The 22,628-nt window shown below is 61.3% G+C and carries 20 protein-coding genes and 3 pseudogenes; 8 read left to right on the forward strand and 15 right to left on the reverse strand.

All coding sequences use genetic code 11. From position 1 onward, the window contains the following. Positions 1–302 precede the first annotated feature (302 nt). Positions 303–1,889 carry an inorganic phosphate transporter gene (locus GNZ13_RS46090; RefSeq protein ID WP_172177525.1) on the forward strand — a complete coding sequence of 529 codons (1,587 nt, stop codon included), beginning with the start codon at positions 303–305 and terminating at the stop codon, positions 1,887–1,889. Between the two features lie 119 nt (positions 1,890–2,008). Here GNZ13_RS46090 and ppk2 read toward each other — a convergent pair whose 3' ends face one another. After that, positions 2,009–2,935, reverse strand: coding sequence for a polyphosphate kinase 2 (ppk2, locus tag GNZ13_RS46095; protein ID WP_172177527.1), 927 nt, complete (start codon positions 2,933–2,935; stop codon positions 2,009–2,011). A 193-nt stretch (positions 2,936–3,128) separates the two neighbouring features. Then, entirely contained in the window at positions 3,129–3,569 is a 441-nt protein-coding gene (locus GNZ13_RS46100; protein WP_172177529.1) for a VOC family protein, read from the reverse strand. A 277-nt stretch (positions 3,570–3,846) separates the two neighbouring features. Here GNZ13_RS46100 and GNZ13_RS46105 point away from each other — a divergent pair, with 277 nt between their 5' ends. Beyond that, positions 3,847–4,893, forward strand: a complete 1,047-nt coding sequence (locus GNZ13_RS46105) for a S1C family serine protease (protein WP_172177531.1) — start codon at positions 3,847–3,849, stop codon at positions 4,891–4,893. Positions 4,894–5,018: 125 nt separating this feature from the next. Here GNZ13_RS46105 and ggt read toward each other — a convergent pair whose 3' ends face one another. The 5 genes and pseudogenes from ggt to GNZ13_RS53230 form a co-directional block, all read right to left on the reverse strand. After that, entirely contained in the window at positions 5,019–6,752 is a 1,734-nt protein-coding gene (ggt, locus tag GNZ13_RS46110; RefSeq protein ID WP_172177533.1) for a gamma-glutamyltransferase, read from the reverse strand. A gap of 224 nt (positions 6,753–6,976) precedes the next feature. Then, entirely contained in the window at positions 6,977–8,380 is a 1,404-nt protein-coding gene (locus GNZ13_RS46115) for an MFS transporter (protein ID WP_172177607.1), read from the reverse strand. A gap of 191 nt (positions 8,381–8,571) precedes the next feature. Further along, positions 8,572–8,790 (reverse strand): annotated as a pseudogene (locus GNZ13_RS46120) (phosphocholine cytidylyltransferase family protein); the annotation flags it as partial. Next, positions 8,775–8,996: pseudogene (locus GNZ13_RS53225) on the reverse strand (2OG-Fe(II) oxygenase); the annotation flags it as partial. The pseudogenes GNZ13_RS46120 and GNZ13_RS53225, both read right to left, overlap by 16 nt. 71 nt (positions 8,997–9,067) lie before the next feature. After that, positions 9,068–9,219 (reverse strand): annotated as a pseudogene (locus GNZ13_RS53230) (CDP-alcohol phosphatidyltransferase family protein); the annotation flags it as partial. A 240-nt stretch (positions 9,220–9,459) separates the two neighbouring features. Here GNZ13_RS53230 and GNZ13_RS46125 point away from each other — a divergent pair. Then, the gene (locus tag GNZ13_RS46125; protein WP_172177609.1) at positions 9,460–9,897 is read left to right on the forward strand and encodes a hypothetical protein; all 438 of its coding nucleotides are present in this window, start codon (positions 9,460–9,462) and stop codon (positions 9,895–9,897) included. Between the two features lie 121 nt (positions 9,898–10,018). Here the strand turns inward: GNZ13_RS46125 and GNZ13_RS46130 are convergent, their stop codons facing one another. After that, the gene (locus GNZ13_RS46130) at positions 10,019–10,603 is read right to left on the reverse strand and encodes a hypothetical protein (protein ID WP_172177535.1); all 585 of its coding nucleotides are present in this window, start codon (positions 10,601–10,603) and stop codon (positions 10,019–10,021) included. Between the two features lie 626 nt (positions 10,604–11,229). Between GNZ13_RS46130 and GNZ13_RS46135 the strand changes: the two genes are divergently transcribed. The 3 genes from GNZ13_RS46135 (at position 11,230) to GNZ13_RS46145 (ending at position 13,697) form a co-directional block, all read left to right on the forward strand. Continuing rightward, entirely contained in the window at positions 11,230–12,381 is a 1,152-nt protein-coding gene (locus tag GNZ13_RS46135) for a porin (RefSeq protein ID WP_172177537.1), read from the forward strand. 292 nt (positions 12,382–12,673) lie between these two features. Further along, the gene (locus GNZ13_RS46140; RefSeq protein WP_172177539.1) at positions 12,674–13,027 is read left to right on the forward strand and encodes a sugar ABC transporter ATPase; all 354 of its coding nucleotides are present in this window, start codon (positions 12,674–12,676) and stop codon (positions 13,025–13,027) included. A 154-nt stretch (positions 13,028–13,181) separates the two neighbouring features. Beyond that, the gene (locus tag GNZ13_RS46145; protein ID WP_172177541.1) at positions 13,182–13,697 is read left to right on the forward strand and encodes a metal-dependent hydrolase; all 516 of its coding nucleotides are present in this window, start codon (positions 13,182–13,184) and stop codon (positions 13,695–13,697) included. 312 nt (positions 13,698–14,009) lie between these two features. Here GNZ13_RS46145 and GNZ13_RS46150 read toward each other — a convergent pair whose 3' ends face one another. The 3 genes from GNZ13_RS46150 to GNZ13_RS46160 form a co-directional block, all read right to left on the reverse strand. Next, positions 14,010–14,834 (reverse strand): AraC family transcriptional regulator, encoded by an 825-nt coding sequence (locus GNZ13_RS46150; RefSeq protein ID WP_172177543.1) that lies wholly within the window; start codon positions 14,832–14,834, stop codon positions 14,010–14,012. Positions 14,835–14,898: 64 nt separating this feature from the next. Beyond that, positions 14,899–15,825, reverse strand: coding sequence for a serine O-acetyltransferase EpsC (gene epsC, locus GNZ13_RS46155; protein ID WP_172177545.1), 927 nt, complete (start codon positions 15,823–15,825; stop codon positions 14,899–14,901). Positions 15,826–15,936: 111 nt separating this feature from the next. Then, on the reverse strand, positions 15,937–16,170 hold the full coding sequence (locus GNZ13_RS46160) for a hypothetical protein (protein WP_063498620.1): 234 nt from the start codon (positions 16,168–16,170) through the stop codon (positions 15,937–15,939). Positions 16,171–16,531: 361 nt separating this feature from the next. Here GNZ13_RS46160 and GNZ13_RS46165 point away from each other — a divergent pair, with 361 nt between their 5' ends. Together GNZ13_RS46165 and GNZ13_RS46170 are read left to right on the forward strand one after the other, a co-directional pair. Continuing rightward, the gene (locus GNZ13_RS46165) at positions 16,532–16,984 is read left to right on the forward strand and encodes a DUF3005 domain-containing protein (RefSeq protein WP_172177611.1); all 453 of its coding nucleotides are present in this window, start codon (positions 16,532–16,534) and stop codon (positions 16,982–16,984) included. A 207-nt stretch (positions 16,985–17,191) separates the two neighbouring features. Next, positions 17,192–17,797 (forward strand): short chain dehydrogenase, encoded by a 606-nt coding sequence (locus GNZ13_RS46170; RefSeq protein WP_172177547.1) that lies wholly within the window; start codon positions 17,192–17,194, stop codon positions 17,795–17,797. 13 nt (positions 17,798–17,810) lie between these two features. Here the strand turns inward: GNZ13_RS46170 and araD are convergent, their stop codons facing one another. The 4 genes from araD to GNZ13_RS46190 all read right to left on the reverse strand — a co-directional run bounded on the left by araD (position 17,811) and on the right by GNZ13_RS46190 (position 22,523). Next, positions 17,811–19,550: an L-arabinonate dehydratase gene (gene araD / locus GNZ13_RS46175; protein WP_172177549.1), complete on the reverse strand. Its 1,740-nt coding sequence runs from the start codon at positions 19,548–19,550 to the stop codon at positions 17,811–17,813. 80 nt (positions 19,551–19,630) lie between these two features. Then, positions 19,631–20,560 (reverse strand): ABC transporter permease, encoded by a 930-nt coding sequence (locus GNZ13_RS46180; RefSeq protein WP_172177551.1) that lies wholly within the window; start codon positions 20,558–20,560, stop codon positions 19,631–19,633. After that, positions 20,560–21,447 carry an ABC transporter permease gene (locus GNZ13_RS46185; protein ID WP_172177553.1) on the reverse strand — a complete coding sequence of 296 codons (888 nt, stop codon included), beginning with the start codon at positions 21,445–21,447 and terminating at the stop codon, positions 20,560–20,562. The genes GNZ13_RS46180 and GNZ13_RS46185 overlap by 1 nt, the downstream gene beginning before the upstream one ends. Next, complete coding sequence (locus tag GNZ13_RS46190; protein ID WP_172177613.1) at positions 21,444–22,523, reverse strand: ABC transporter ATP-binding protein; 1,080 nt, start codon at positions 22,521–22,523, stop codon at positions 21,444–21,446. Before GNZ13_RS46190 ends, GNZ13_RS46185 begins: the two co-directional genes overlap by 4 nt. Positions 22,524–22,628: the final 105 nt, after the last annotated feature.

The raw sequence follows: 22,628 nt of genomic DNA on the forward strand, positions 1-22,628 counted from the left end.
CAATCCGCCGCAAGCCGTGGTGGCCGCCTGGGTCGCGCGAGTCCGCACAAGTCTGTCTGCAACCTTGGTGATAGGTGAACTGGAAAATCCATTCCGCTCCATAGGCGCACTTCACGCATCGTTCTTTTCGGACCGCTTATCATTATTTCGCGCCGCGCATGCGCGACCTATCCAGTAGCGCCAATTTCCACGCACCTTCTCGCGAACACCCGTCCAGCATAGCCGTCACGCCACTGTCATCATTACGACACACAGGCCACGCAGGATCGGCAGTCCCGCGACAAACTTTTGGGGCTCACCTCATGCCGGAACTTTCGTACCCGCAACCGGGCGCTGCAAGTGGAAAGGGGCGCAATATCGGCCTCATCATCTTCCTCGTTGTGATTGCGATCGGCGCTGCTTATTGCGCCATGCATCTGGCAGACGATTTGCAATCGGTTCGCGAAGCCTCGTATTTGCCGTACCTGCTGCTCGGCATTGCGCTCGTGATCGCGCTCGGCTTCGAATTCGTCAACGGCTTTCACGACACGGCGAACGCGGTCGCCACTGTAATCTACACGCATTCGCTCGCGCCGAACATTGCGGTGGTCTGGTCCGGCGGATGGAATTTCCTCGGTGTGCTTACTTCAACGGGTGCGGTCGCGTTCGGCATTCTGCAACTCCTGCCCGTCGAATTGATTCTGCAAGTGGGTAGCAGCGCGGGCTTTGCAATGGTCTTCGCCCTGTTGATCGCTGCGATCATCTGGAATCTGGGCACGTGGTATTTCGGACTGCCGTCGTCGAGCTCGCATACGCTGATCGGCTCGATCATCGGCGTCGGTCTGATGAATCAGCTAATGCACGGCGTGAACGGCACGAGCGGCGTGGACTGGAATCAGGCGCTCGGCGTGGGCAAGTCGTTACTGTTTTCGCCGCTGGTCGGCTTTCTTGCCTCCGCTTTGCTGCTGCTGATCCTGAAGGCCGTGGTGCGCGTTCCCGCGTTGTATGCGGAGCCGAAGGGGAAAAAGCCGCCGCCGTTCTGGATTCGCAGCCTGCTGATTCTGACCTGTACGGGTGTTTCGTTCGCGCACGGTTCGAACGACGGACAGAAAGGCATGGGTCTCATCATGCTGATCCTCATCGGCACGGTGCCGACTGCCTACGCACTGAACAAGGCGGTCACTCCGGCGCAAACGCAAACCTACCTCGCAGTCTCGCAACAGGCCTCGACGACGCTCGCCAAGTACACCCAGGGCGCGGCACCGTCCGCCGATCCGCGCGCCGATGTCGAAGCGTATGTGCGCACCCGCCAGTTGACGCCCGCCACGTTGCCGGCCTTGCAGCAGCTGATCGATCTGATCGGCCAGCAGGTCAGCACGTCTGGATCGATAGCAACCGTGCCGCAAAGCATCGTCGATAACGTGCGCAACAATATGTATGTCGCTTCCGAAGCGATCCGCCTGATGGACAAGAGCAAACAGCCGGCGTTTTCACCGGCAGATGCCAAAGCGATCGACAACTTCAAGGCGCAAACCGATCACGCGACCAAGTTCATACCGACATGGGTCAAGGTCGCCGTGGCCATCGCCCTGGGTCTCGGCACGATGGTTGGATGGAAGCGCATCGTCATCACGGTCGGTGAGAAGATCGGCAAGCAGCATCTGACCTATGGACAGGGTGCATCGGCTGAAATGGTGGCGATGCTGACGATCGGCGCGGCCGACATGTACGGCTTGCCGGTCTCGACAACGCACGTGCTGTCGTCAGGCGTGGCCGGCACCATGGCGGCCAACGGCTCCGGCTTGCAATGGAGCACCGTGCGCAGCCTGATCCTCGCCTGGGTACTGACGCTGCCGGCTTCAATCGCGCTGGCCGCGGGCTTGTACTGGGTGTTCCGGATGGTGTTCTGAAACTGCCGAAGCCGCTGGTGCCGGGTGCAAATCCGGCCACGGTGAAGGCAAAAAAAGCGCGGTTTCTGCCGCGCTTTTTTCATTCCATCGAGCCTTCATTCCACCGGGCCGAAACTCGATCAATACATCTCGGGCACGATCATCGACTCCGGCACCGGCTGGCGGCTGTATTCGTCGTGATAGACCCGTGCGGGCAACTCGATTAGCGGATGCTCGATCTCGTGATACGGCACCTGGCTCAGCAGATGGTGAATGCAGTTCAGGCGCGCGCGCTTCTTGTCGACCGCCTGCACGACCCACCACGGCGCCTCGGGAATGTGCGAGCGCTGCAGCATGACTTCTTTCGCCTGCGTATAAGCCTCCCAGCGACGCCGGCTTTCCAGATCCATCGGACTTAGTTTCCACTGCTTCAGCGGATCGTGGATGCGGTTCTGAAAGCGGATTTCCTGTTCTTCGTCGGTGATCGAAAACCAGTATTTGAGAATCTGCACGCCGCTTCGCGCCAGCATCTTTTCGAATTCCGGCACCGAGCGGAAAAACTCTTCATACTCGTCGTCGCTGCAAAAATTCATCACACGTTCGACGCCCGCGCGGTTGTACCAGCTGCGATCGAACAGCACCATTTCGCCGCCTGCCGGCAAATGCGACACGTAACGCTGGAAATACCATTGCGTGCGTTCGCGGTTGTTCGGCGCCGGCAACGCCGCCACGCGGCACACGCGCGGATTGAGCCGCTGCGTGATGCGTTTGATCGCGCCGCCCTTGCCGGCCGCATCGCGTCCTTCGAAAATCACCACCAGCCGATGCCCGGTTTGCACGATCCAATCCTGCAGTTTGACAAGCTCGCCTTGCAACCGGAACAGCTCGCGGAAGTACACCTTGCGCGCCTCGCGATGCTCGGGCGTGAAACCCTGCGCGCCGTCGATAATGCGATCGTCGACCTCCATTTCGAGCTCCTCGTCGTATGCATCGATGAGGTCTTCCTCGAAACGGCGTTGCCGTTCTGCCATGACTTCGGCCTCGGGTCTCGGATCCAGCTCTTTCATTGCGACTCTCCTGGCAACGGAAATGGTTAGGCACGCGGCGCATGCGCGTCGCGAACGCGTTCGATTATCGAAGTGCGAGGTGTCAGCCGTGTTACCAGCGCGGCAGCCGCGCCTTGGGGCGATGGGCGTTCGCCGGCGGCCTGCGCGCCTTTTTGGGTATCCATGATAGCGAGTTTTGCGTGGCCGCCCGGCGCTAACACAATGGCTTCGCGAAGCTGAGTTCGTGGCCGTCGGGATCGGTAATGTGGAAATAGCGCTCGCCCCACGGCGCATCGGACGGTTCGAGCGATGGCTTCAAGCCCGCCGCCAGCGCCTTCCGGTAGAGTGCGTCGACGTCCGAGACATAAATGATCACGCGGCCCCACCAGTTGACTGGGGCACGCGTATCGACGATCAGGTTCAGATACGAACCGCCGAATGCAAACGACGTGAATGCTTCGTGCGAACCGCCGAATTTGATCGGAAAACCAAGCGCTTCGTAAAACAGCACCGCGCCCGGCATATTGCGGGTGGCGAGCGTGATGGCGCTGAGCGACTCGATGCGCGGCTCGGTCGGGTCTGCCGACTCTGTCGGCGCGCTCGACGAGGCAGAGGCAGAGGCAGAGGCTGCGGCTGACGTGGCGGGTGAGTTCATGGCGGCTGTCTCCTTGGTATGGCGACGCCTAACGGGCTCGCAAGGTGTATGCCCGGGCGTTGCAAGCATCGGCGTGGACATTGGCATCGGCATGGGCGTCTGCATCGGCGTCGGTCCGGGCATTGGCCGGCGTTCCCGCTCGTGCAACGACCTCAGCGTTGGCGTGGCCTGACAGACGAAAGTGTCTCATAGCCGCCTCGCGCACGCCGCCCCTGCCCGCACTTGAAAACCCGCCCACCGCCCCGCATCTGGATTCCCGCCTATCCGGAGCATCGCCATGGGAAGCCGCCCACGCTTCGTCGATGACCTGTCGCGCGCCGCATCCGACGCCCCCGGGTCCGATCCACTCAACGCTTTATCCGACGACGCCCTGCTCGACGCCTATTCCCGCACCGTAATCGGCGCGCTGGAACGCGTTCAGCAAGCAGTCGCCTTCATTTCCGTCGAACGCCGGCTGCCCGGCGCCCCCACCGGGCGCGATAGCCGCGGCGCGCGCAGCGGCACCGGCTCGGGCTTTCTGTTCACGCCCGACGGCTATTTGCTCACCAACAGCCACGTCGTGCATGGCGCCACGCACATCACGGTGACGCTCGCCGACGGCGCGAAATTCGACGCTGATCTGGTCGGCGACGATCCCGGCAGCGATCTCGCTGTCCTGCGCATCGGCTCGCCGGAGCCGTTGCCGCACGTCGAACTCGGCGAATCGTCGAAGCTGCGGGTCGGCCAGATTGCGATCGCGGTCGGCAATCCGCTCGGCCTTGCGCAAACTGTGACGACTGGCGTGGTCTCGGCGCTCGGCCGCTCGCTGCGCTCGAATTCGGGCCGCATGATCTACGACGTGATCCAGACGGATGCCGCGCTCAATCCCGGCAATTCGGGCGGCCCGCTGATCAATTCGGCCGGTCAGGTAATCGGCGTGAACACCGCGATCATTCCAGGCGCGCAGGCGATCTGCTTCGCCACCGCAATCGATACGGCCAAGTGGGTCATCATGCAAATCTTCGCGCACGGCCGCGTGCGGCGCGCGTACATCGGCGTGGCCGGCACCACGCGGCCGCTGTCGCGCCGCGTGCAGCGCTATTTCGGCCTGGGCTCGGAGAGCGGCGTGCATGTCATGGAGATCGTCAAAGGCAGTCCGGCCGCGCTCGGCGGCTTGCGCACCGACGACACGATCGTCGCGATTGACGCGCTTGCAGTGCAAGACGTCGATAGCCTGCAACGCACGCTCGACGCGTCGCGTATCGACAAGCCGGTCAACGTGACCGTGTTGCGTGGCGCGCAACGGCTCGAATTGATCTTGACGCCGGTCGAGCAGACAAGCTGATTGAGCGGTTGCACGGGGGCTCAAAGAAGCCTCACGCTCAACCGAGCGCGAGGCTTTTCTTCGGCATGCAGCGCATCCACAAAGATGCGCTGCGCAGATGCACTTAAACGATTGAAGTCAAACGCTCACTGAATCACGCGCGTGACACCACGGCCGCGCGGATCGGCGGCGGCTTCCGGCGTATCGCCATTGACCTTGATCGCCTGGATGTCGCCGCTGAAATCCTGCCCCTCGAGCTTATAGCCCTTGGCTTCGATCTGCTTGGCGAGTTCGCCGTCGATCGGCTTGTACGGCTCCCAGAAGATCGTGTTCGGCGGCAACAGTTGGTGATGGAAGCGCATTGCGCCCACGGCTTCCTGCAACGGCATGTTGAAGTCGTAGATGTTGTTGATCACCTGGAAGATCGACGTGAAGATCCGCGATCCGCCCGGCGTGCCGATCACCAGCGACACCTTGCCGTCCTTGGTCAGAATCGTCGGGCTCATTGACGACAACGGGCGCTTTTTCGGTTCGATCGAATTCGCGTCGCTGCCCACCACGCCGAACATGTTCGCGACACCCGGCTTCGCGGAGAAGTCGTCCATCTCGTCGTTCAGCACGATACCCGTGCGATCCGCCACCACGCCCGAGCCGAAGTAGCCGTTGATGGTGTACGTATTCGACACCGCGTTACCCCACTTGTCGATCACGGAGAAGTGTGTGGTTTCCGCTTTCTCCGGCATCGACGTGCCGAGGCCGGCCTGAATGCTCTTCGTATCCGAAGGCGCATTCGGATTGACTTCACCTGCACGCTTGGCGATGTACGCGTCGTCGGTCAATTGTGCGACCGGCACTTTGTAGAAGTCCGGATCGCCGAGATACTGCGCGCGATCGGCGAACACGCGCTTCTCGATTTCAGCGATCAGGTGCACGTATTGCGCGGAATTGAGCTTGACGTCCTTGAAGTCGGGCGCAATGTCGGCCTTCATCTTCAGCAACTGCACGAGACCGATACCGCCGGAGCTCGGGGGCGGTGCGGTAATCACGCGACAGCCATTCCAGTTCGCCTGGATCGGCTGGCGCCACACCGCCTTGTACTGCTGCAGATCGGCTTTGGTAATCAGACCGTGACCGCGCATGGACGCCGCGATCAGATCAGCCGTCTTGCCCGAGTAGAAGTCTTTCGCGCCTTGATCCGAAATGCGCTGCAGCACGGCGGCGAGATCCGGTTGCTTGAAGTTGACGCCCTGCTTCAGGTTGCCGAAGTAGGTGTCGAAGTTGGTCTTGCCGGCGAAGTCTTTCGCGGCATCGTCGCGGCGTTGCTGCAATTGCTCGCTAACCTCAAAGCCGTCGCGTGCGTAGTGAATTGCCGGTGCGAGCACCTGCTTCCATTTGAGCTTGCCGAAGCGGCGCTGCGCTTGCCACATGCCGTCGACGGTGCCCGGCACGCCCACCGCGCGATAGCCGAACAGGCTCATGCCTTTGATGACCTCACCCTTGTCGTCAAGATACATGTTCTTCGTCGCGGCCAGCGGAGCGCGCTCGCGATAGTCGAGGAAGTACGGCTTGCCGTCGACATACAGCGTCATGAAACCACCGCCACCGATATTGCCCGCTTCCGGATATGTCACGGCAAGCGTGAAGGCAATCGCGACTGCCGCGTCGACGGCGTTGCCGCCTTCCTTGAAGATCTGTTCTGCGGCGTCGGCGCTGTACTTGTCCGCGACCGCAATGGCTGAAGCCGTGAGAACCGCCGGCTGCGCTTTCGCGGGTGCTTTGGCAAAGGCCGGGGTGGCTTCGAGAAAACCGCTTGAAACAGTGACGAGTGCGACCAGCGCAAGTCCGCTAGCGGACGATTTAGCGTTGTGAAACAACTTCATTGGACCTCCTCCAAGACAACTCTTTCATCTGACGAAAGCTGCCTTGCGCTTATAACACGCCGGTCCGGCATTTGCGAAGCCGTTGCACGCATGTGGTGCATGCTGCAGCACACAAAAACGTGCCGCTTCATGACGCTAATTGTCGCGAGTAGCTGTGCTCGAATAGGCATCTAACGCAGTTGACGCGCCGCGCCACGAGGCGAAACGCATCGCGAGTTGAACACTCAGGCGCGCCCTCTGCTGGCGCGTGCGATTTCATCGCCGGCGCCTTGCGGCAAGCGCGCGGTCACCGGAATCGACAGGAACGAGAACAGGCCGACCACGAGAAACGCCGGCCAGAAGTCGGAAAACACGATGGTCGAGTGACCCTGCACGTTATGCGAGATTTGCAGCACGATGCCGGCGATCGTCACGCCGAGCCCCAACGAAATCTGCTGGATCACACTAGCAACGCTCGTCGCGCGGCCGACGTCGCGGCTCGGAATATCCGCATACGCCAAGGTATTCAACGAGGTGAATTGCAACGACGGGAAGAAGCCGCCGAACAGCACGACACACCAGATCAGCCAATGCGGCGTTCCAGGAAAGAACAGCCCGTAGACGGCAATGGCCAGGCCCGCGCAGCCGGCATTGAACATCAGCACCGTGCGGAAACCGAAGCGGCCGAGAAGGCGCGACGCGGCCGCCTTCATGAAGATCGAGCCGAACGCGGACGCGCAGGTGATCGACCCCGACTTGAACGCTGTCATGCCAAGGCCTTCCTGCAACGCAAGCGGCAACAGAAACGGCACCGCGCCCAGACCGATGCGAAACAGCGACCCGCCCACCACGCTTGCGTGAAAACTCGGAATACGCAACAGCCGCAAATCGAGCACCGGCAATTCGACGCGGTTCGCGTACAGCACGTACATCACCACCAGCACCACGCCGATCACGCACATGCTGACCGATACCGTATTCGATACCAGTTCGCCGCCTACCAGCGAGAGCCCCAGCATGAGCAACGACGCCCCGCTCGCCGACAACGCAAAGCCGGTCCAGTCGAGCCGGCCGGGATGCGCTTCGCGCACGTTGGCGATGTGCTTGTTCGCAAGCCAGATGCCCAGCAGGCCGATTGGAATGTTGATGAAGAAAATCAGACGCCAGTGCAGATAGGTCGTGATGAAACCACCAAGCGGCGGCCCGACCACTGGCCCGAGCAGCGCAGGCACCGTCAGATAGTTGACCGCGCGGATGAAGTCCGACTTGGGCACCGAGCGGAAAATGATGATGCGCCCTACCGGCACCATCATCGCGCCGCCGATGCCTTGCACGAAGCGCGCAACCACGAAGGTGCCGAGCGAAGTGGACGCCGCGCACATGAGCGAGCCGGCCATGAAGATGCCGATTGCCGTGCGAAACACCGTGCGCGAACCGAAGCGGTCGGCGACCCAGCCGCAAATGGGAATGAAGACGCCGAGGCCGATGACGTAAGCCGTCACGGCAAGCTTGAGGGTGATGGGGTCCTGCCCGAGATCGCGCGCCAGAACTGGCAGCGACGTCACGATGACCGTGCCGTCCACGTTTTCCATGAACATCGCACACGCGACGATCAGCGGAACGATGAAAGTGCCTAAAGCTAGAGGCATTGGCATGACGACGGGTTGCAAGGCCGTCGGTGTAAAGCTGCGATTCTACCCGTCGCCCGATGGTTGCGCACGCAACGAAATGCAAAAATGCTACGAAATAAAGGAGTGAAATGGATGGGCCAAGCGACGCGATGGTGAGCCGGCATATAGCCGGCTCACAATGCAATACGGCGGCAATTCAGGCGCGGAGTTTAATGCGAGGCGCTGACCAGCGGTTGCAATTGCGGCAGGATCTCAGTGCTTGCTCGAGCGACGTCGTTCGGGAAGTCGATCTCGATCCACGGCGAGCCGGTCACGTCGGCCGTGTCGAACACCTGGCTGCGCTCCAGCAGCGGGTCGCGCACCGCTTCTTCGTGCGGCATGTTGGCCCGGCCGCTATCCACGTAGCCCGCGACGATCTGCGTGAATGGGTGGTGACTTCGGGTGCGAGGATATCTTCCAGATACAGGAACGCGTCCTGATCGGCAAAATCCTTGGAGAGACGCGGGGTGTCGAATATCCGCGTGCGGCTCGCCACTGCGCGATCGGCATTCGGTGCGTGTGTGGCCGGCGATGAAACCAGCGGATGTTCAACTGAAATTGGCGCGATCACGTCGTCTTCGGCGTGCATACTCATTCGCTGGCCCACATTTGACTCGTTTCAGACGCCTTGGCAGGGGCGGCCGCCGGGTGTGCGGCGCGGCGCGGCGCGCCAGCCACACCAATCAGCAGGCGCAGCGTGGTCAGATGGTTCGGCGTGACCCACTGTTGACGACCGGCGTGACAAGCTGACGGGCGAGCCTTGCGTCCCATGTTCTGGGGGCCGGAACGGTCGTTGGATTTTTCTGTCTCAAATTCATAGCCCGGAAATAAATACGGGATTCTGAAAGCTTGCTTTCTTCCTTAACGTTTTCTTAAGGACCCTCCGTTGCCGCTGCCCGCCAGGCGCCGCGCAAGATATGCCGAATCACGTTAAAGTGCGACTCCAGTTGCGCCTGTCACGACGGATCACTTCGATGCGCAACGTCCTTCGGGTCGCGACACTTAGCCGCCGTCCGTTGCGAACACACTACATCGAACGCGGGTCGCCATTCACGCCTATGAAATGCTTGTTTTCTTCCGTACTCCTTGCTCTGACCACCGCGGCGCTGCCGCTCACCAGCCACGCCACAGTCCTCGATGCGCCGCTGACCTGCAATGAGAGCGGTCATCAGTTCATTGCCGACCTCGCCCAGCAGCAATTGATCGACCCGAAACCGACGCGGGTCGAAAGCAACTCCATCAATGCGTTTTCGCCGACGCAGGGCGCCGATCTGACCGCATTCGGCTTTCATGTTTTCGCGGTGGTCGGCTACGAAAAAGACGATCCGATGTTTCGCGTCGGCGATGGTGAACCGGTGGCCCGCTCCGCCTATGGCGTCGTGGTGTTTGGCAGCGAATCAAAGGTCCAGAACGCGATCACCGAGGCCGGCGGCAGCACGGCGATCGTCCATCGAGTGGCGCCGCTCGTGACAGCGATTTTCTGCAAGCGGAGTTGAGGCGGCGGTGTGCGCCGCGAAGCCGGCCGGGAATGGCCGATTGGGAGATAGGGGCGGCTGGTAAGCGAGCTTAACCGAGCGACTGCTGTCGTCGCTCGGTTGCACCGAGAGGGCCGCCGCCCTAGCCCGGACGGCGGAATTCGTTTTCGACCCACGCAGTGGCACTCGCCTTGCTCAGCTTGAAGTTCGGCGCGACCTGCACTTGTGCGAGCTGTTCGCCGAATGTGTCGAGCGCGGTCAGCAGCGCGTACGGTTCGTCTTCGTCGGGGACGATGTCGAGTGTGATGTCAAGTTCGTCATTGCCGTCAGCGCTGGCGACGCGCACTTCTTTATGCAACTGCGCGCGCAGTTGCTGCTCATGCCGGCGTAACACCTCAGACGCGGTTTTCACAAGCGTGTTGAACGCCGACGTGTCGAGTGGCTTCGGATCTTTCTTGTTGCGGCCCATCGTCCACGGGCCGACGAGCGCTGGTTCCGCTTCGCCGTCCTTGATCATTTCGACGGCCCAGCCTTCATCGTCTTCGTTCTTGATGACGCGCGCGGTCCAGCCATCGTCGCGCCACAGACGCGCTTCGTGCTGGATTTCGGGCTGCACTTCTTCCAGGTGCTCTTCCAGATGCTCGAGCGGGGTTTCGTGGATTTCGGACGCACCTTCCGTCGTGGAGTCAGCAGCGGTGTCGGACGATGGAAGGGGGGTATCGGTCATTACAGGTTTACTCACGTTCGCGGGGCGGAAACACATCTCAAGCCTGCGATTCTACCTGTCCCGCACACGCCGAATGCGGCCCCCTGACGAACGGACAAGCCGGGGCAAGCTCCTCGCCAATCGAAATAGTGCATTTCGTTATTCGCGGGAACTTATAAATCGATTATAAAAAATGCGAAAAAAACGCGGCCCGGAAGCCGCGTATAAAAGATGAAAAAGACACCCCTGGTCAAGGGGTGAAGTGAATTGTAGAACCGTAATTCGCCAAGATAGATCACACAAATTGGAAGAGTGCTTTGCAGAAAACAGAATGAACCGATGTCTACGCGGCGATACGCTAAAATCCTTACTGGATATGACACAGCGAGAGCGTCGCTATCGAGCAACACCCACAATTTGACGAATAGTTACAGCATCATCGCACACAAAGATTTTTTCTTTATTTACCCGCACTTACACACCCCCGAATCTGCTGTTACGAATTATAAAATGCATTGTTGCGCCATATGCGCTTAAAGATATAAATGGCAGGCATACACTTCGCAGCGGATCGTCAGACAGCCGGCGGAATCGGCTGTAAACACTGGAATGCGATTCTCTACGCACTGTCCCGGAGTTATCTAAACATGAAAAAAACCCTCATCGCAGCAGGCCTCATGGGCGCGTTCGCCATCACCGCTCACGCACAAAGCAGCGTCACGTTGTACGGCACGCTAGACGCCGGTCTCGTCTATTCGAACAACCAGGGCGGCCACAGCAACTGGCAACAAGGTAGCGGTTCGGTGTCGAACACCTATTTCGGCCTGCGCGGCAACGAAGACCTTGGCGGCGGTCTGCATGCCATCTTTACGTTGGAAAACGGCTTCAACCTGAACAACGGCCAGTTTTCGGAAAGCAGCACGATGTTCAATCGTCAGGCTTTCGTCGGTCTGCAGAGCGATCAATACGGCACGCTGACGCTCGGCCGCCAGTACGATTCCGTGGTCGATTACCTCGCGCCGCTGTCAGAAGCGGGCGCGGGCTACGGCAACAACCTGGCCGCCCACCCGTTCGATAACGACAATCTGGACAACTCGTTCTCGATCAAGAACGCCGTGAAGTACACGAGCGCGAACTACGCCGGCCTCAAATTCGGCGGCCTGTACGGCTTCAGCAATTCGGCCGGCCAGTTCTCGAACAACCGCGCATGGAGCGCCGGTGCTTCGTACGACAACGGTCCGTTGAGCGTTGCCGCTGCATACCTGCAACTGAACAAGTCGGGCAGCTCGAACCTGAGCGGCGCAGTCTCGCAAGGCGACGGCACCGCTGCTGTCGCAGCGAACCTGCAACGCACGTTCGGTGCGGGTATCAACTACACGTACGGCCCGGCAACGGCAGGCTTCGTGTACACGCATACGCAACTGGACGGCATCACGGGCGTGGACGTCGGTGGCGTGACGCTGCCGGGCATCGCAGGCACGAATCTGCATCTGGACAACTACGAGTTGAACGGCAAATACGCACTGACGCCGGCACTGAGCCTCGCGGCTTCGTACACGTTCACCGACGGCAAGATGTCGGGTTCGAACGGCTCGGGTGATCCGAAGTGGCACACGGTGTCGCTGCAAGGCGACTACTCGCTGAGCAAGCGTACAGACGTGTACGTGGAAGGCGTGTACCAGCACGCATCGGGCGAACTCGGCAACTTCGGCGCGAACGTGGCGGCGATCAACACGCTGGCACCGTCGTCGACCGGCAACCAGGTTGCGGCGGCCGTCGGCCTGCGTCACCGCTTCTAAGTTTTTCGGGTAGTACATGCAGAGCGGTGTACCGTTCCGCTCCGCAGTCGAACCCGCGCGTGACATGATCGCGTGCGGGTTTTTTCATGGGGCTTACGCTCTCAAATTTCGACGTGGCGATAGTGACGGTGCAAGCGCGCCGTGGGTATACTGAGGCGCTGCCTTCCTTGCCGTAACGTCGTTGCGGTTGAACGGCGGCTTCGTCGCGAAGCATGACGTTGCGTTCAATCGCGTCGCGTTTCGCCCGCGCCCCAAGTTCCCGTGCACGACCGGGGACGCCGACGATCGGATCATGAAAAGACTTCTCCTGCTTGTTCCCGCTGCTGCCGTCACCGCTTTGCTCGCTGCCTGCGGTTCCTCCAGCGGCCCCGCCCGCGATGCGTCCCAGCCGATGATGTACGTGTCTTCGCAGCGCGCCCCTGCTGATATCGCCGATTGCCTCGAGAGCAAGCTCTCGCGCGTGCGGATGTCGCGCGTAGGCGATGCGACCGAGATCGCCGTAGGCTCCGATTCGAACAACTCGTATTTCGTCACGCTGACGCCGTTGAACGCCGGCTCGGTCATCAAGGTGATACATCCCGCGAATGCACCGGACGACCCGCCGGAATCGGAAATGCGCTTCGATATTGCGCGCTGTGCGACCTGAGTTTTGGGTCACACGGTTGCGTTGTTGAAGACCACACTGAAGGCCCTGCCGATGCGCGATTTTTTATATCGCGTGCCGGCTATTTTTTTATCTGCTCATCTGCGAACATAGCCGCCCTTTAGCTTTTATCCGGCGCGCTGCGTCGTGAGGTTCGATGGCATCCAACAAAGCACATCACGCGACTGGGTTTGCAGCCGGCGTTATCGCGGCGGCGGTTGTCGCGCGCGTCGGCGGCGGCGGTTCGTTTCATATCGGAGTGTTGTTGAGCTTCATCGCCGGGGTGGCAGGGAGTACGGCGCCGGACTGGCTGGAGGTGGCGTGGTGGTCACGCGCCCGAAGGCTGTGGATTACGCATCGTACGTTGACGCATTGGGGGGTGGCATGGCTCGCGTTGCTCGCGGGTTCTTATCATTGGCTTGGGCATTCTGTTTATGCGGCGGCGGGGTTTGGGTTTGCTTGTGGTGGGTTGATGCATCTGTTGGCCGATTGGCCTAATCCGCTTGGGGTGCCATGGGTTGCTGGGCGGCATTCTCTCAACCTTTGGAATAGTGGGCACTGTGATTTGATCGTTGTTGCGGCTTCGTGGGTCGCGGCCTGGTTTATTGGTGAACATGTCTGGTTGCATGGGGTGCATGGGGGTTCGGTTTTGCGGGTTTTGGGAATGGGGTAGGTGCTGGGGTTTTTGTGCCTGCGCGGCGCTTACTGTCTGTGCGCCTGTGGCGTTGGCCTTTCCTTGATTTCTTAGTGGTCTATTAGCGTCGCCCCTGTGCGGGGCAGGCACTTACTTTCTTTGCCGCCGCAAAGAAAGTAAGCAAAGAAAGCGGCTTCACACCGCTAATTCTTAAGCGGGTCCCCAGGCTTGGAGGAGGCAGTGGAGCATCTGGAATCTGTGTTCTCGCACATTCGGCGTGAGTGACAAGGCCGTCATACTTCCGGCGGCGCTGCGCGCGCCGAAGGGTAATTCATCAACCCCATCGCGGGGTTATGAGCGCGTCGCAGACGCGTAGTTGGCAGGTGTAATTCCCAGCAATCGTACGAACGCTCGAGTCATGTGGCTCTGGTCGGCAAACCCCGAGGCGGCGGCCGCATCGGCCAACGTCGCGCCACGCGCAATCAGCTGTCTCGCAAGCATCACCCGGCGCTGCATCCTGTATGCGTGCGGCGGTAACCCCATCTCGTGCGCGAAACCTCGTAGCAGCTGGAAGCGGCTCATGCCTGTGTCAGCAGCGAGATCGGCTAGTGTGAGCGGTGACGATGGATCGTCGTCGATCCTGGTCCTCGCTCGTGCGATCGGGCCCAACGACTGGGCCACCGGCGAACGTGCATGCGTGGTCGCATGAGTCCGAATCAGATACCCAAGCAACTCGAGCATCGCCTCCTCTCGGACCAGGTCGTCCGGCACGGTTTGCGCTTCCACCGATACCGCGAACAGGCGCTCGAATAGCGCCTTCAGCAACGGATCGTGCACCACAGGTTGCGTCAGTTCGATCTCGTGCGCAGCCACGCCACGCAACTCGACGGCGACATCGGTCAGCATCGACGGCTCAAAATACAACATGCGCCATGCCCGTCCGCGCTCGTCGAGCGGGCTGCCGTCGTGCACCTCCCCCGGATTTACCATGATCGCGTCGCTCGCAAGCGCTTCAACCACGCCGCGCCCACTCGACGATCGATGCCCGCCAGCTACGATCACGCCCACGCCGAACCTGTCATGCGAATGGCGCGGAAACGAATGCGCCGTTTCGGCCACCGTCGCTTCGACGCCAGCAATCGCGCAACGAGGCATGTGAACGCGGCCGCGTGACATGGTTCGCCTCCCAGAAGTTAAAGAGCGTTCCGCGCGGCGCAACACGCGTGAGGCAGCCCGCTCATCAACCTCCCTCCTCGTCCGTGCGTCCACCCTCGCGGATCTTGCCTTGCGACACACTGCTGCCCGGCGGTACGCTATGCGTCAGCCACACATTGCCGCCGATCACCGAGCCACGCCCGATAGTCACGCGGCCGAGTATCGTCGCGCCGGCGTAAATCACGACGTCGTCCTCGACAATCGGATGGCGCGCGTTGCCCTTGATCAGCGTGCCGTCAAGGTCCGCAGCGAAGCTCTTCGCGCCGAGCGTCACGGCCTGATAGACGCGCACACGCTCGCCGATGATCGCGGTCTCGCCGATCACGACACCCGTGCCGTGGTCGATAAAGAAGCTCTGCCCAATAGTCGCGCCCGGGTGAATGTCGATGCCGGTCGCGGAGTGCGCGATCTCGTTGATGAAGCGCGCGAGCAAGGGCACGCCGAGGCGATGCAGCGCGTGCGCAAGGCGATGGTGCGTCATCGCCCACACGCCCGGATAGCACAGCAGAATTTCCGTGATGTGCTGGGCGGCCGGGTCGCCGGTGAAAGCGGCCTGAATATCGCTGACGAGCAACGCGCGAATGCCAGGCAACTGCGTGCCGAATTCTCGCGCGACGTTGAACGCGCGCTCCTTCAGTTCCGCATCAGGTGTTTCTCCAAACTCGGGCAGAAAGCGCAAGGCGCGCCGTATCTGTTCGGCGAGCAATCGCAACGTGCTTTCGAGCGTGTGGCCGACGTAGTAGTCGACGGTTTCGTCAGTTAGATCGGGGGCGCCGTAATGCGTGGGAAACAGCGCCGCGCGCAAGCCGGTGACAATGGCGATCACCGCTTCGCGCGACGGCAACTCGCGAATGCCGAGCGGATGCCGCGTGCGATGCAATTCTTCACGCGACGCACGCAAGTCCGCGACGATCTGTTCGAGACCCCAGTTGGGGGAAGGCACGTTAGGCATAAAAGGACAGCGCCGTGCGAGAGACACGGTTCAGAGTGATTGTCCCAAGAGATTACCGCGTTTTGCCGTGGCTCGCGCAGCGCCGCACGGCTGCCCGGTATGCCTGATGCTTCAGATGGTCACGCTGCTCGCATCGATCCAGCGCACCGCCCAGTCGCGTGCGTGCGCGATAGCGGTGGCTTCGTCAGGAAAACGCAAGTCAGTGGGGAAAAAACGGTTGGCGACCAGTTCGCCGTCGCTCGAGCGGGAGATGACCACATAAGGTTGCCAAGTACCATCGCCCGCGCGCGCCGGCGCACAATTCAGCAAGTAGCCGCGATGTGTGAATGCAGCATCGAAGTGCATGTGTCACCCGCCCTGACGGCCCCGTAGGATGTTTTGAGTAGCGCGCGTTTGTTCGTTGTTGGCCATGTAAAAACAGCCGGACGCATGTCGTCTCCGCATGTCGCCAATTTAACCGCGCTTCGCTCGTCGGAGTAAGATCATACTCTGTAGAAAATGGACGTCCATTAAAAAAAACGAAAGGAATCCCGGACGCAATCGCCAGGTGAAGCCAGGGAAAAACGCCCGCATATATGTCACTGCGCATAACCGCGAGGCAACTTCGGCGCAAACGCAGTACAAACGCACACACGCAAAGACGTTGTGTCACACGGAACGGGTTTTGCCGCACTTCAACCATGTCCTCTTCAATGGAGAATGCATGATGAACAGCGATATCAGCAAGCCAGCAGACGCCGGCAAACAGCCGCGTACCACCGGCCCGTGCACGGCGGAACTGCATAACGATCGCACCCATGACAGCACGGTCGACACCGATGGCAAGAATCTCGAGGCCGCCCGCATCGCCGGCTATAGCCCGATCTCGCCCGACGAAATCACGACGAGCAACGCGACCCTCGTCAACAGCGTGCCCGAGGCGCACGACGGCATGGCCGGCTTCGACAGCCGGGTTGGCGGCAATCATCTGCTGCTGGCGCTCGAACCGGGCTGCACAGTCATCGACAAAGGCATGGTCGAGCCACAAGGCGCCGATTCAACGGATGATCTGTTCGACGACCCACGCTCGATCCGCAGCCGTCGCGAACGCGGCCGCATTCACTACGCCCTTAATCATTTTCGGCCCACTCGCGTGATCGAATTACATCGGGCGAAATAAGTATTGGCGCGGCGCATATTCGTTTGAATTGCGCCGCTTGCGCCCATTAATCAGTCGATTTCAAAGCGCGCCCCGTTTGAATGACGGTGCGCGTTTCGTCATGGATTAGAAACTCAGGGTTGCAGGACTTGCAAGCCGAACCGGCTATTTCCGCCGGCCGAACGCCGACACAATCGACTGCACGTCCAATACTCAACGGAGCAGAAAATGAAAAAGATCGTCGTGATCGGCGCAACCGGCACGGTCGGCCGGGCAGTGAGCGCAGCATTGAAAGTGCGCCATGAAGTCATCGAAGTGGGCGCGACGCGCGGCCAGTATCGCGTCGACAGCACCGACCCGGCCAGCATCGAGCGCCTCTTTAGCGAGATCGGCATGGTCGACGGCGTCGTCACGGCCACCGGCAAGCTGCATTTCGGCCCACTGCCGGAGATGAGCATCGAGCAGTTCTGGGTCGGCCTGCGCGACAAGCTGATGGGTCAGATCAACGTGGTGCTTGGCGCCCAGCGGTACGTGAATGACGGCGGCTCGTTCACGCTGACGAGCGGCATTGTCGGCGACGAACCGATTCGCGAAGGCGCGAATGCAACCACCGTCAATCTGGCCCTGGAAGGCTTCGTGCGTGGCGCGGCAATCGAGTTACCGCGTGGCATCCGCATCAACGTGGTGAGCCCGACGGTCCTGACCGAAGCGCTCGACGCCTATGCGCCCTACTTCCGCGGCTTCGAGCCGGTGAGCGCCGAACGTGCGGCGCAGGCTTACCTGCGCAGTGTGGAAGGCGCGCAAACGGGCCGGGTGTATCGCGTGGGGTATTGAGCCCGCAGTTAGCTCAGTGAATCTCCGGCTCGCCGGTTGCGTCCGCTTGCGCGCCGCCGCGCTGCAGGAAATCGAAGTCGCAACCTTTATTCGCCTGCAGCACATGAACCTGATGCAAGGCGCCGTAGCCGCGCGTAAAACGCGGCTCGGGCCCGACCCAGGCGGCCTTGCGACGCGCCAGTTCTTCCTCCGGCACGAGCATGTTGAGCTTGCGCCGCGGCACGTCCAGTTCGATCAGATCGCCGCTTTGCACCAGCGCAAGCGGGCCGCCGACAAACGACTCCGGCGCGACGTGCAACACGCACGCGCCGTAACTCGTCCCGCTCATGCGCGCATCCGATATACGCACCATATCGCGCACGCCCTTTTGCAGCAGCTTCTGCGGGATCGGTAGCTGCCCCCACTCGGGCATTCCCGGCGCACCCACCGGTCCCGCATGCTGAAGCACGATCACGCAGTTCTCGTCGATGTCGAGCGCTTCGTCGTCAATGCGCGCGGCCATGTCGTTGTAGTCCTTGAACACCACCGCGCGGCCGGTATGGACGAGCAGTTGCGGCTCTGCCGCGCCGGGTTTGATCACGGCGCCGTCGGGCGCGAGATTGCCGCGTAGCACCGCGAGGCCGTTGTTGGGCAGGAGCGGCGCGCTGCGGCGACGGATCACCTCGTCGTTGAAAATCGTCGCGCCTTCGAGGTTCTCGCCGAGCGTGCGGCCGTTCACGGTTTTCTGCGAGCGGTCGATCAGGTCACCCAGTTCGGCGAGCATGGCCGGCAAACCGCCCGCATAGAAAAAGTCCTCCATCAGATAGGCGCCGGTCGGACGAATGTTCGCGAGCACCGGCGTGCGGCGCGAGATGTCGTCATAGCGATCGAGCGTCAATTCGATGCCGGCGCGGCGCGCGAGCGCGATCATGTGCACGATCGCATTGGTCGAGCCGGACAGCGCGAGGCAAGTGGTCACGGCGTTGTCGATGGAGCCGGCGGTGATCAGATCGGAGGGCTTCAGGTCCTCCCACACCATCTCGACGATACGCATGCCGGTTTTCGCCGCCATCTGCGCGTGCCGCGAATCCACTGCGGGAATGGAGGCAAAACCGGGCAGCGTAAAGCCAAGCGCTTCGGCAGCGCTCGTCATGGTCGACGCGGTGCCCATCGTCATGCAGTGTCCCGGCGAGCGCGCAATACCGCTTTCGACGCCTTGCCAGTCCGCTTCCGTGATGGTCTCCGCGCGCAACTCGGTCCAGTACTTCCAGACGTCCGACCCGGAGCCGAGCGTGACGCCGTTCCAGTTGCCGCGCAGCATTGGCCCTGCCGGCAGAAAGATCGCCGGCAGATCCATCGAGATCGCGCCCATCAGCAAGGCAGGCGTGGTCTTGTCGCAACCGCCCATCAGCACGGCGCCATCGGCGGGATACGAGCGCAGCGTCTCCTCGGCTTCCATCGCGAGGAAGTTGCGATAGAGCATCGTGGTGGGCTTCTGGAACGGCTCGGAAAGCGTCTGCACGGGCAGTTCGACCGGAAAGCCGCCCGCCTGCCAGATGCCGCGTTTCACTTCCTCGACACGTTGCTTGAAATGCGTGTGGCAGGCGTTGATCTCGCTCCACGTGTTGAGGATCGCGATCACCGGCTTGCCTGCATATTCCTCGCGGCTATAGCCCATTTGCGCGGTGCGCGAGCGATGGCCGAACGAGCGCAGATCGTTCACGCCGTACCAGCGGTGGCTACGCAGCTCTTCAGGTTTCTTTCTCTTCGTCAACGTTTGCTCCACGATGTCTTTCGCCGTCCCTAGGGGGACTTCCTTCGGGGCGTGCCGCCGCAATTCAGTGCCTCAGTGTTTCAGCGCTTCTGCTCCTTTACGCGCGACACGATCTGCGTCGGGCTGACGAATTGCAGCGCGATCAGCACCCAGATCAGCGTGATCGCCATGTAGATCATCGCCATCGCGTCGATCGATTGCGGTGCACGCACGCCGGTTGAAAATACAGCGTAGTACAAGGCGACCACGAGCGTTTGCGTCGCGGGACCCGCTGTAAAGAACGTCAACTCGAACATGCCGATGGTGCGTACCAGCACCAGCAGCCCCGCGGCCAGCATGCCGGGCACCAGCAAGGGCAGCAGCACGTAGCGGAAATAGCGGAACGTGTTGGCGCCGAAAATGCGCGCCGCCGCTTCGAGATTGGGATCGATCTGCTCGATGAACGGCGTCATCACCAGGATCACGAACGGCAGCGCCGGCACGAGATTCGCAAGAATCACGCCGCCTAGCGTCCCCGCGAGGCCGACCTTGTACATCACGGTCGCCATCGGAATGCCGTACGTCACGGGCGGCACCATCAGAGGCAACAGAAAAATCAGCATCGCCATGCGCTTGCCGGGAAACTGCACGCGGGCGAGCGCATACGCCGCGGGCACGCCGAGCACAACCGACAACACCACCACCGCACCGACCACTTCGACGGTGACCCACAATACGCTCGCCAACTGGAAATCGCTCCACGCCTGCGCATACCAATGCAGCGTAAAGCCCTGCGGCAACAAGGTGCCGAACCAGCGGGGCGCCACCGAATTCACCGCAACGGTCGCAATCAGCAACACCACGTTGACGAGAAAGAACACCATCGCGCCCCACACCAGTACATGCCAGATGCGGCCCGGCACACTGGCGCGCTGCTTCACGCGCTTGCTGGGTTGCTGCGCACCGTGGTTGTTTTCGTTCGATGTGGACGCGGACCACGAAGGATGTGCGGCGTGGTGATCGGCAGCCATCAGCCTTTGCCTCCTGTCACCGGACCGCTGTAGAAGAAGCGGCGCGCGCCGAGCATGGTGGTGACCACCAGCAGTTGCACGAAACCCATCACCATCGCGATCGCGGAAGCAAGCGAATAGTCGTAGCTTTCGAACGCGGCTTCGGCCGCGGCGATCGACATCACACGCGTCGGGCCCGCGGGCGCCCCCAACAGCACCGCCGATGGAAACACTGAGAACGCCTGCACGAACGATAAACACGCGGCCATCGTTAAACCAGGCACCAGCAGCGGCAGATAGATGCGACGAAACTGCTGCCACGGACTCGCGCCGAGCGTGGCGGCAGCGCTCGCGAGCGTCGGATCGATGCCGGTCACGTATGACAGCGTCAGCAGAAATGCAAACGGAAAACCCGACACGATCAGCGAGATCAGCACGCCCCAGAAGTTATGCGTCAAACGCACTTCGTCGGTGTAGAGATGCAGACCTTGCAGCGCCTGCGGAAACCAGCCGTTCGGGCCGAAGTACGTGAGCATGCCGTCGGCGATCAACACGGTGCCGAGCGTGACGGGAATCACCAGCAGCGTGGTGACGAGTTTCTGATAGGGCGAATTGCGGCGCAGCGCGAACGCCACGGGAACCGACACGCCGACGTTGATCAGCGTCGCGGGTACAGCGAGCTTGAGCGTGACGAGAATGGTCGGCCACATCGACGTGTCGGTGAAGAACGTCAGATAGTTGGCCCACAGGCCACCGCCGTTCATCGGCCGGAACGACAGCACCAAACCGTACGCAAACGGATAGATGAACAACGCGACGATGAAGATCAAAGCCGGTGCGACCAGCCACGCCTTGGCGTCGCGCGGCACAAATGGTACGCGTGGCGGCGACAGCGTGGGCGTGTTCATGCAGCCTCTCCGTCATAGACGAGCGTACGTGACGGCGGCACGCGCAGACTGATGCGTTCGCCCTCTTCGAATTCGCCCGTAATGCGCGCCCATAAGTCGCCGAACGCGGTCTTCACCCGCAGCAGGGAATCGTGGCCACCGTATTCCACGGTGGTCACCAGCGCGTCAAAGGCGTTTTCCGCGCCAGGTGCTGCACGCTCCATATCCTCTGGGCGCAACGCGACGCTCACGCGCTTGCTATTGAAACCGGCCATCGGCGTACCGATCAGACGCACGCCGTTCGCGCTCACCGCAACCCCATCGCCCTGCGTGCCTTCGAGCGTGAATTCAGTCACGTTGCGATAGCCCATGAAACGCGCAACATGCAAATTCTGCGGCCGCGTGTAGACCTCTTTCGGCGTGCCGATCTGCTGCACCACCCCCTCTTTCATCACGACGATGCGATCGGCCATGGAAAGCGCTTCGTCCTGATCGTGCGTCACGTAGAGCGTCGCGCGTTCGAGCTGGCTATGGATGCGGCGAATCTCCGCGCGCATTTCAATACGCAGTTTCGTATCGAGATTCGACAGCGGTTCGTCCATCAGGATCAGCGGCGGTTCGATCACGATCGCGCGCGCAATCGCCACGCGCTGCTGCTGACCGCCCGAAAGCTGCCCGGGCAGCTTGCGTTCATGCCCGACCAGTTGCACGAGCTGCAACGCTTCACGCGCACGGCGCATGGTTTCGCTCTTGCCGACGCCGCGCATCTTCAATCCGAAGCCGACGTTATCGAGCACACTCATATGCGGAAACAGCGCGTAGTTTTGGAACACCATGCCGAAGCCGCGCTTTTCCGGCGGCAGCACGTCGATGCGTTTATCGTCGAGCCAGATGCCGCCGCCGCTCAACGGCTGCAAACCGGCGATGCAATTGAGCGCCGTCGATTTACCGCAGCCCGAAGGTCCGAGCAACGCGATGAACTCGCCACGCTGGATATTCAGATCGAGACCTTGCAACGCCGCGATCGCCTGGCCCTCCGCATTCGTGAAACTGCGGCTCACCGAATCGAGCCGCAACTGCTCAAAATGATGCTTCATGGCGATTTCCTGATACGCGTGACGCTTGACGTTTGCCACACGAGTCGCGGCGGCCCAATAGAACTGATGCGCGTGAAGCTTCACGGCAGGTTTCCTGCGCGCGTG

The organism is Paraburkholderia elongata (assembly GCF_013177735.1).
In the GTDB taxonomy this organism is placed as follows: Bacteria; Pseudomonadota; Gammaproteobacteria; order Burkholderiales; family Burkholderiaceae; genus Paraburkholderia; species Paraburkholderia elongata.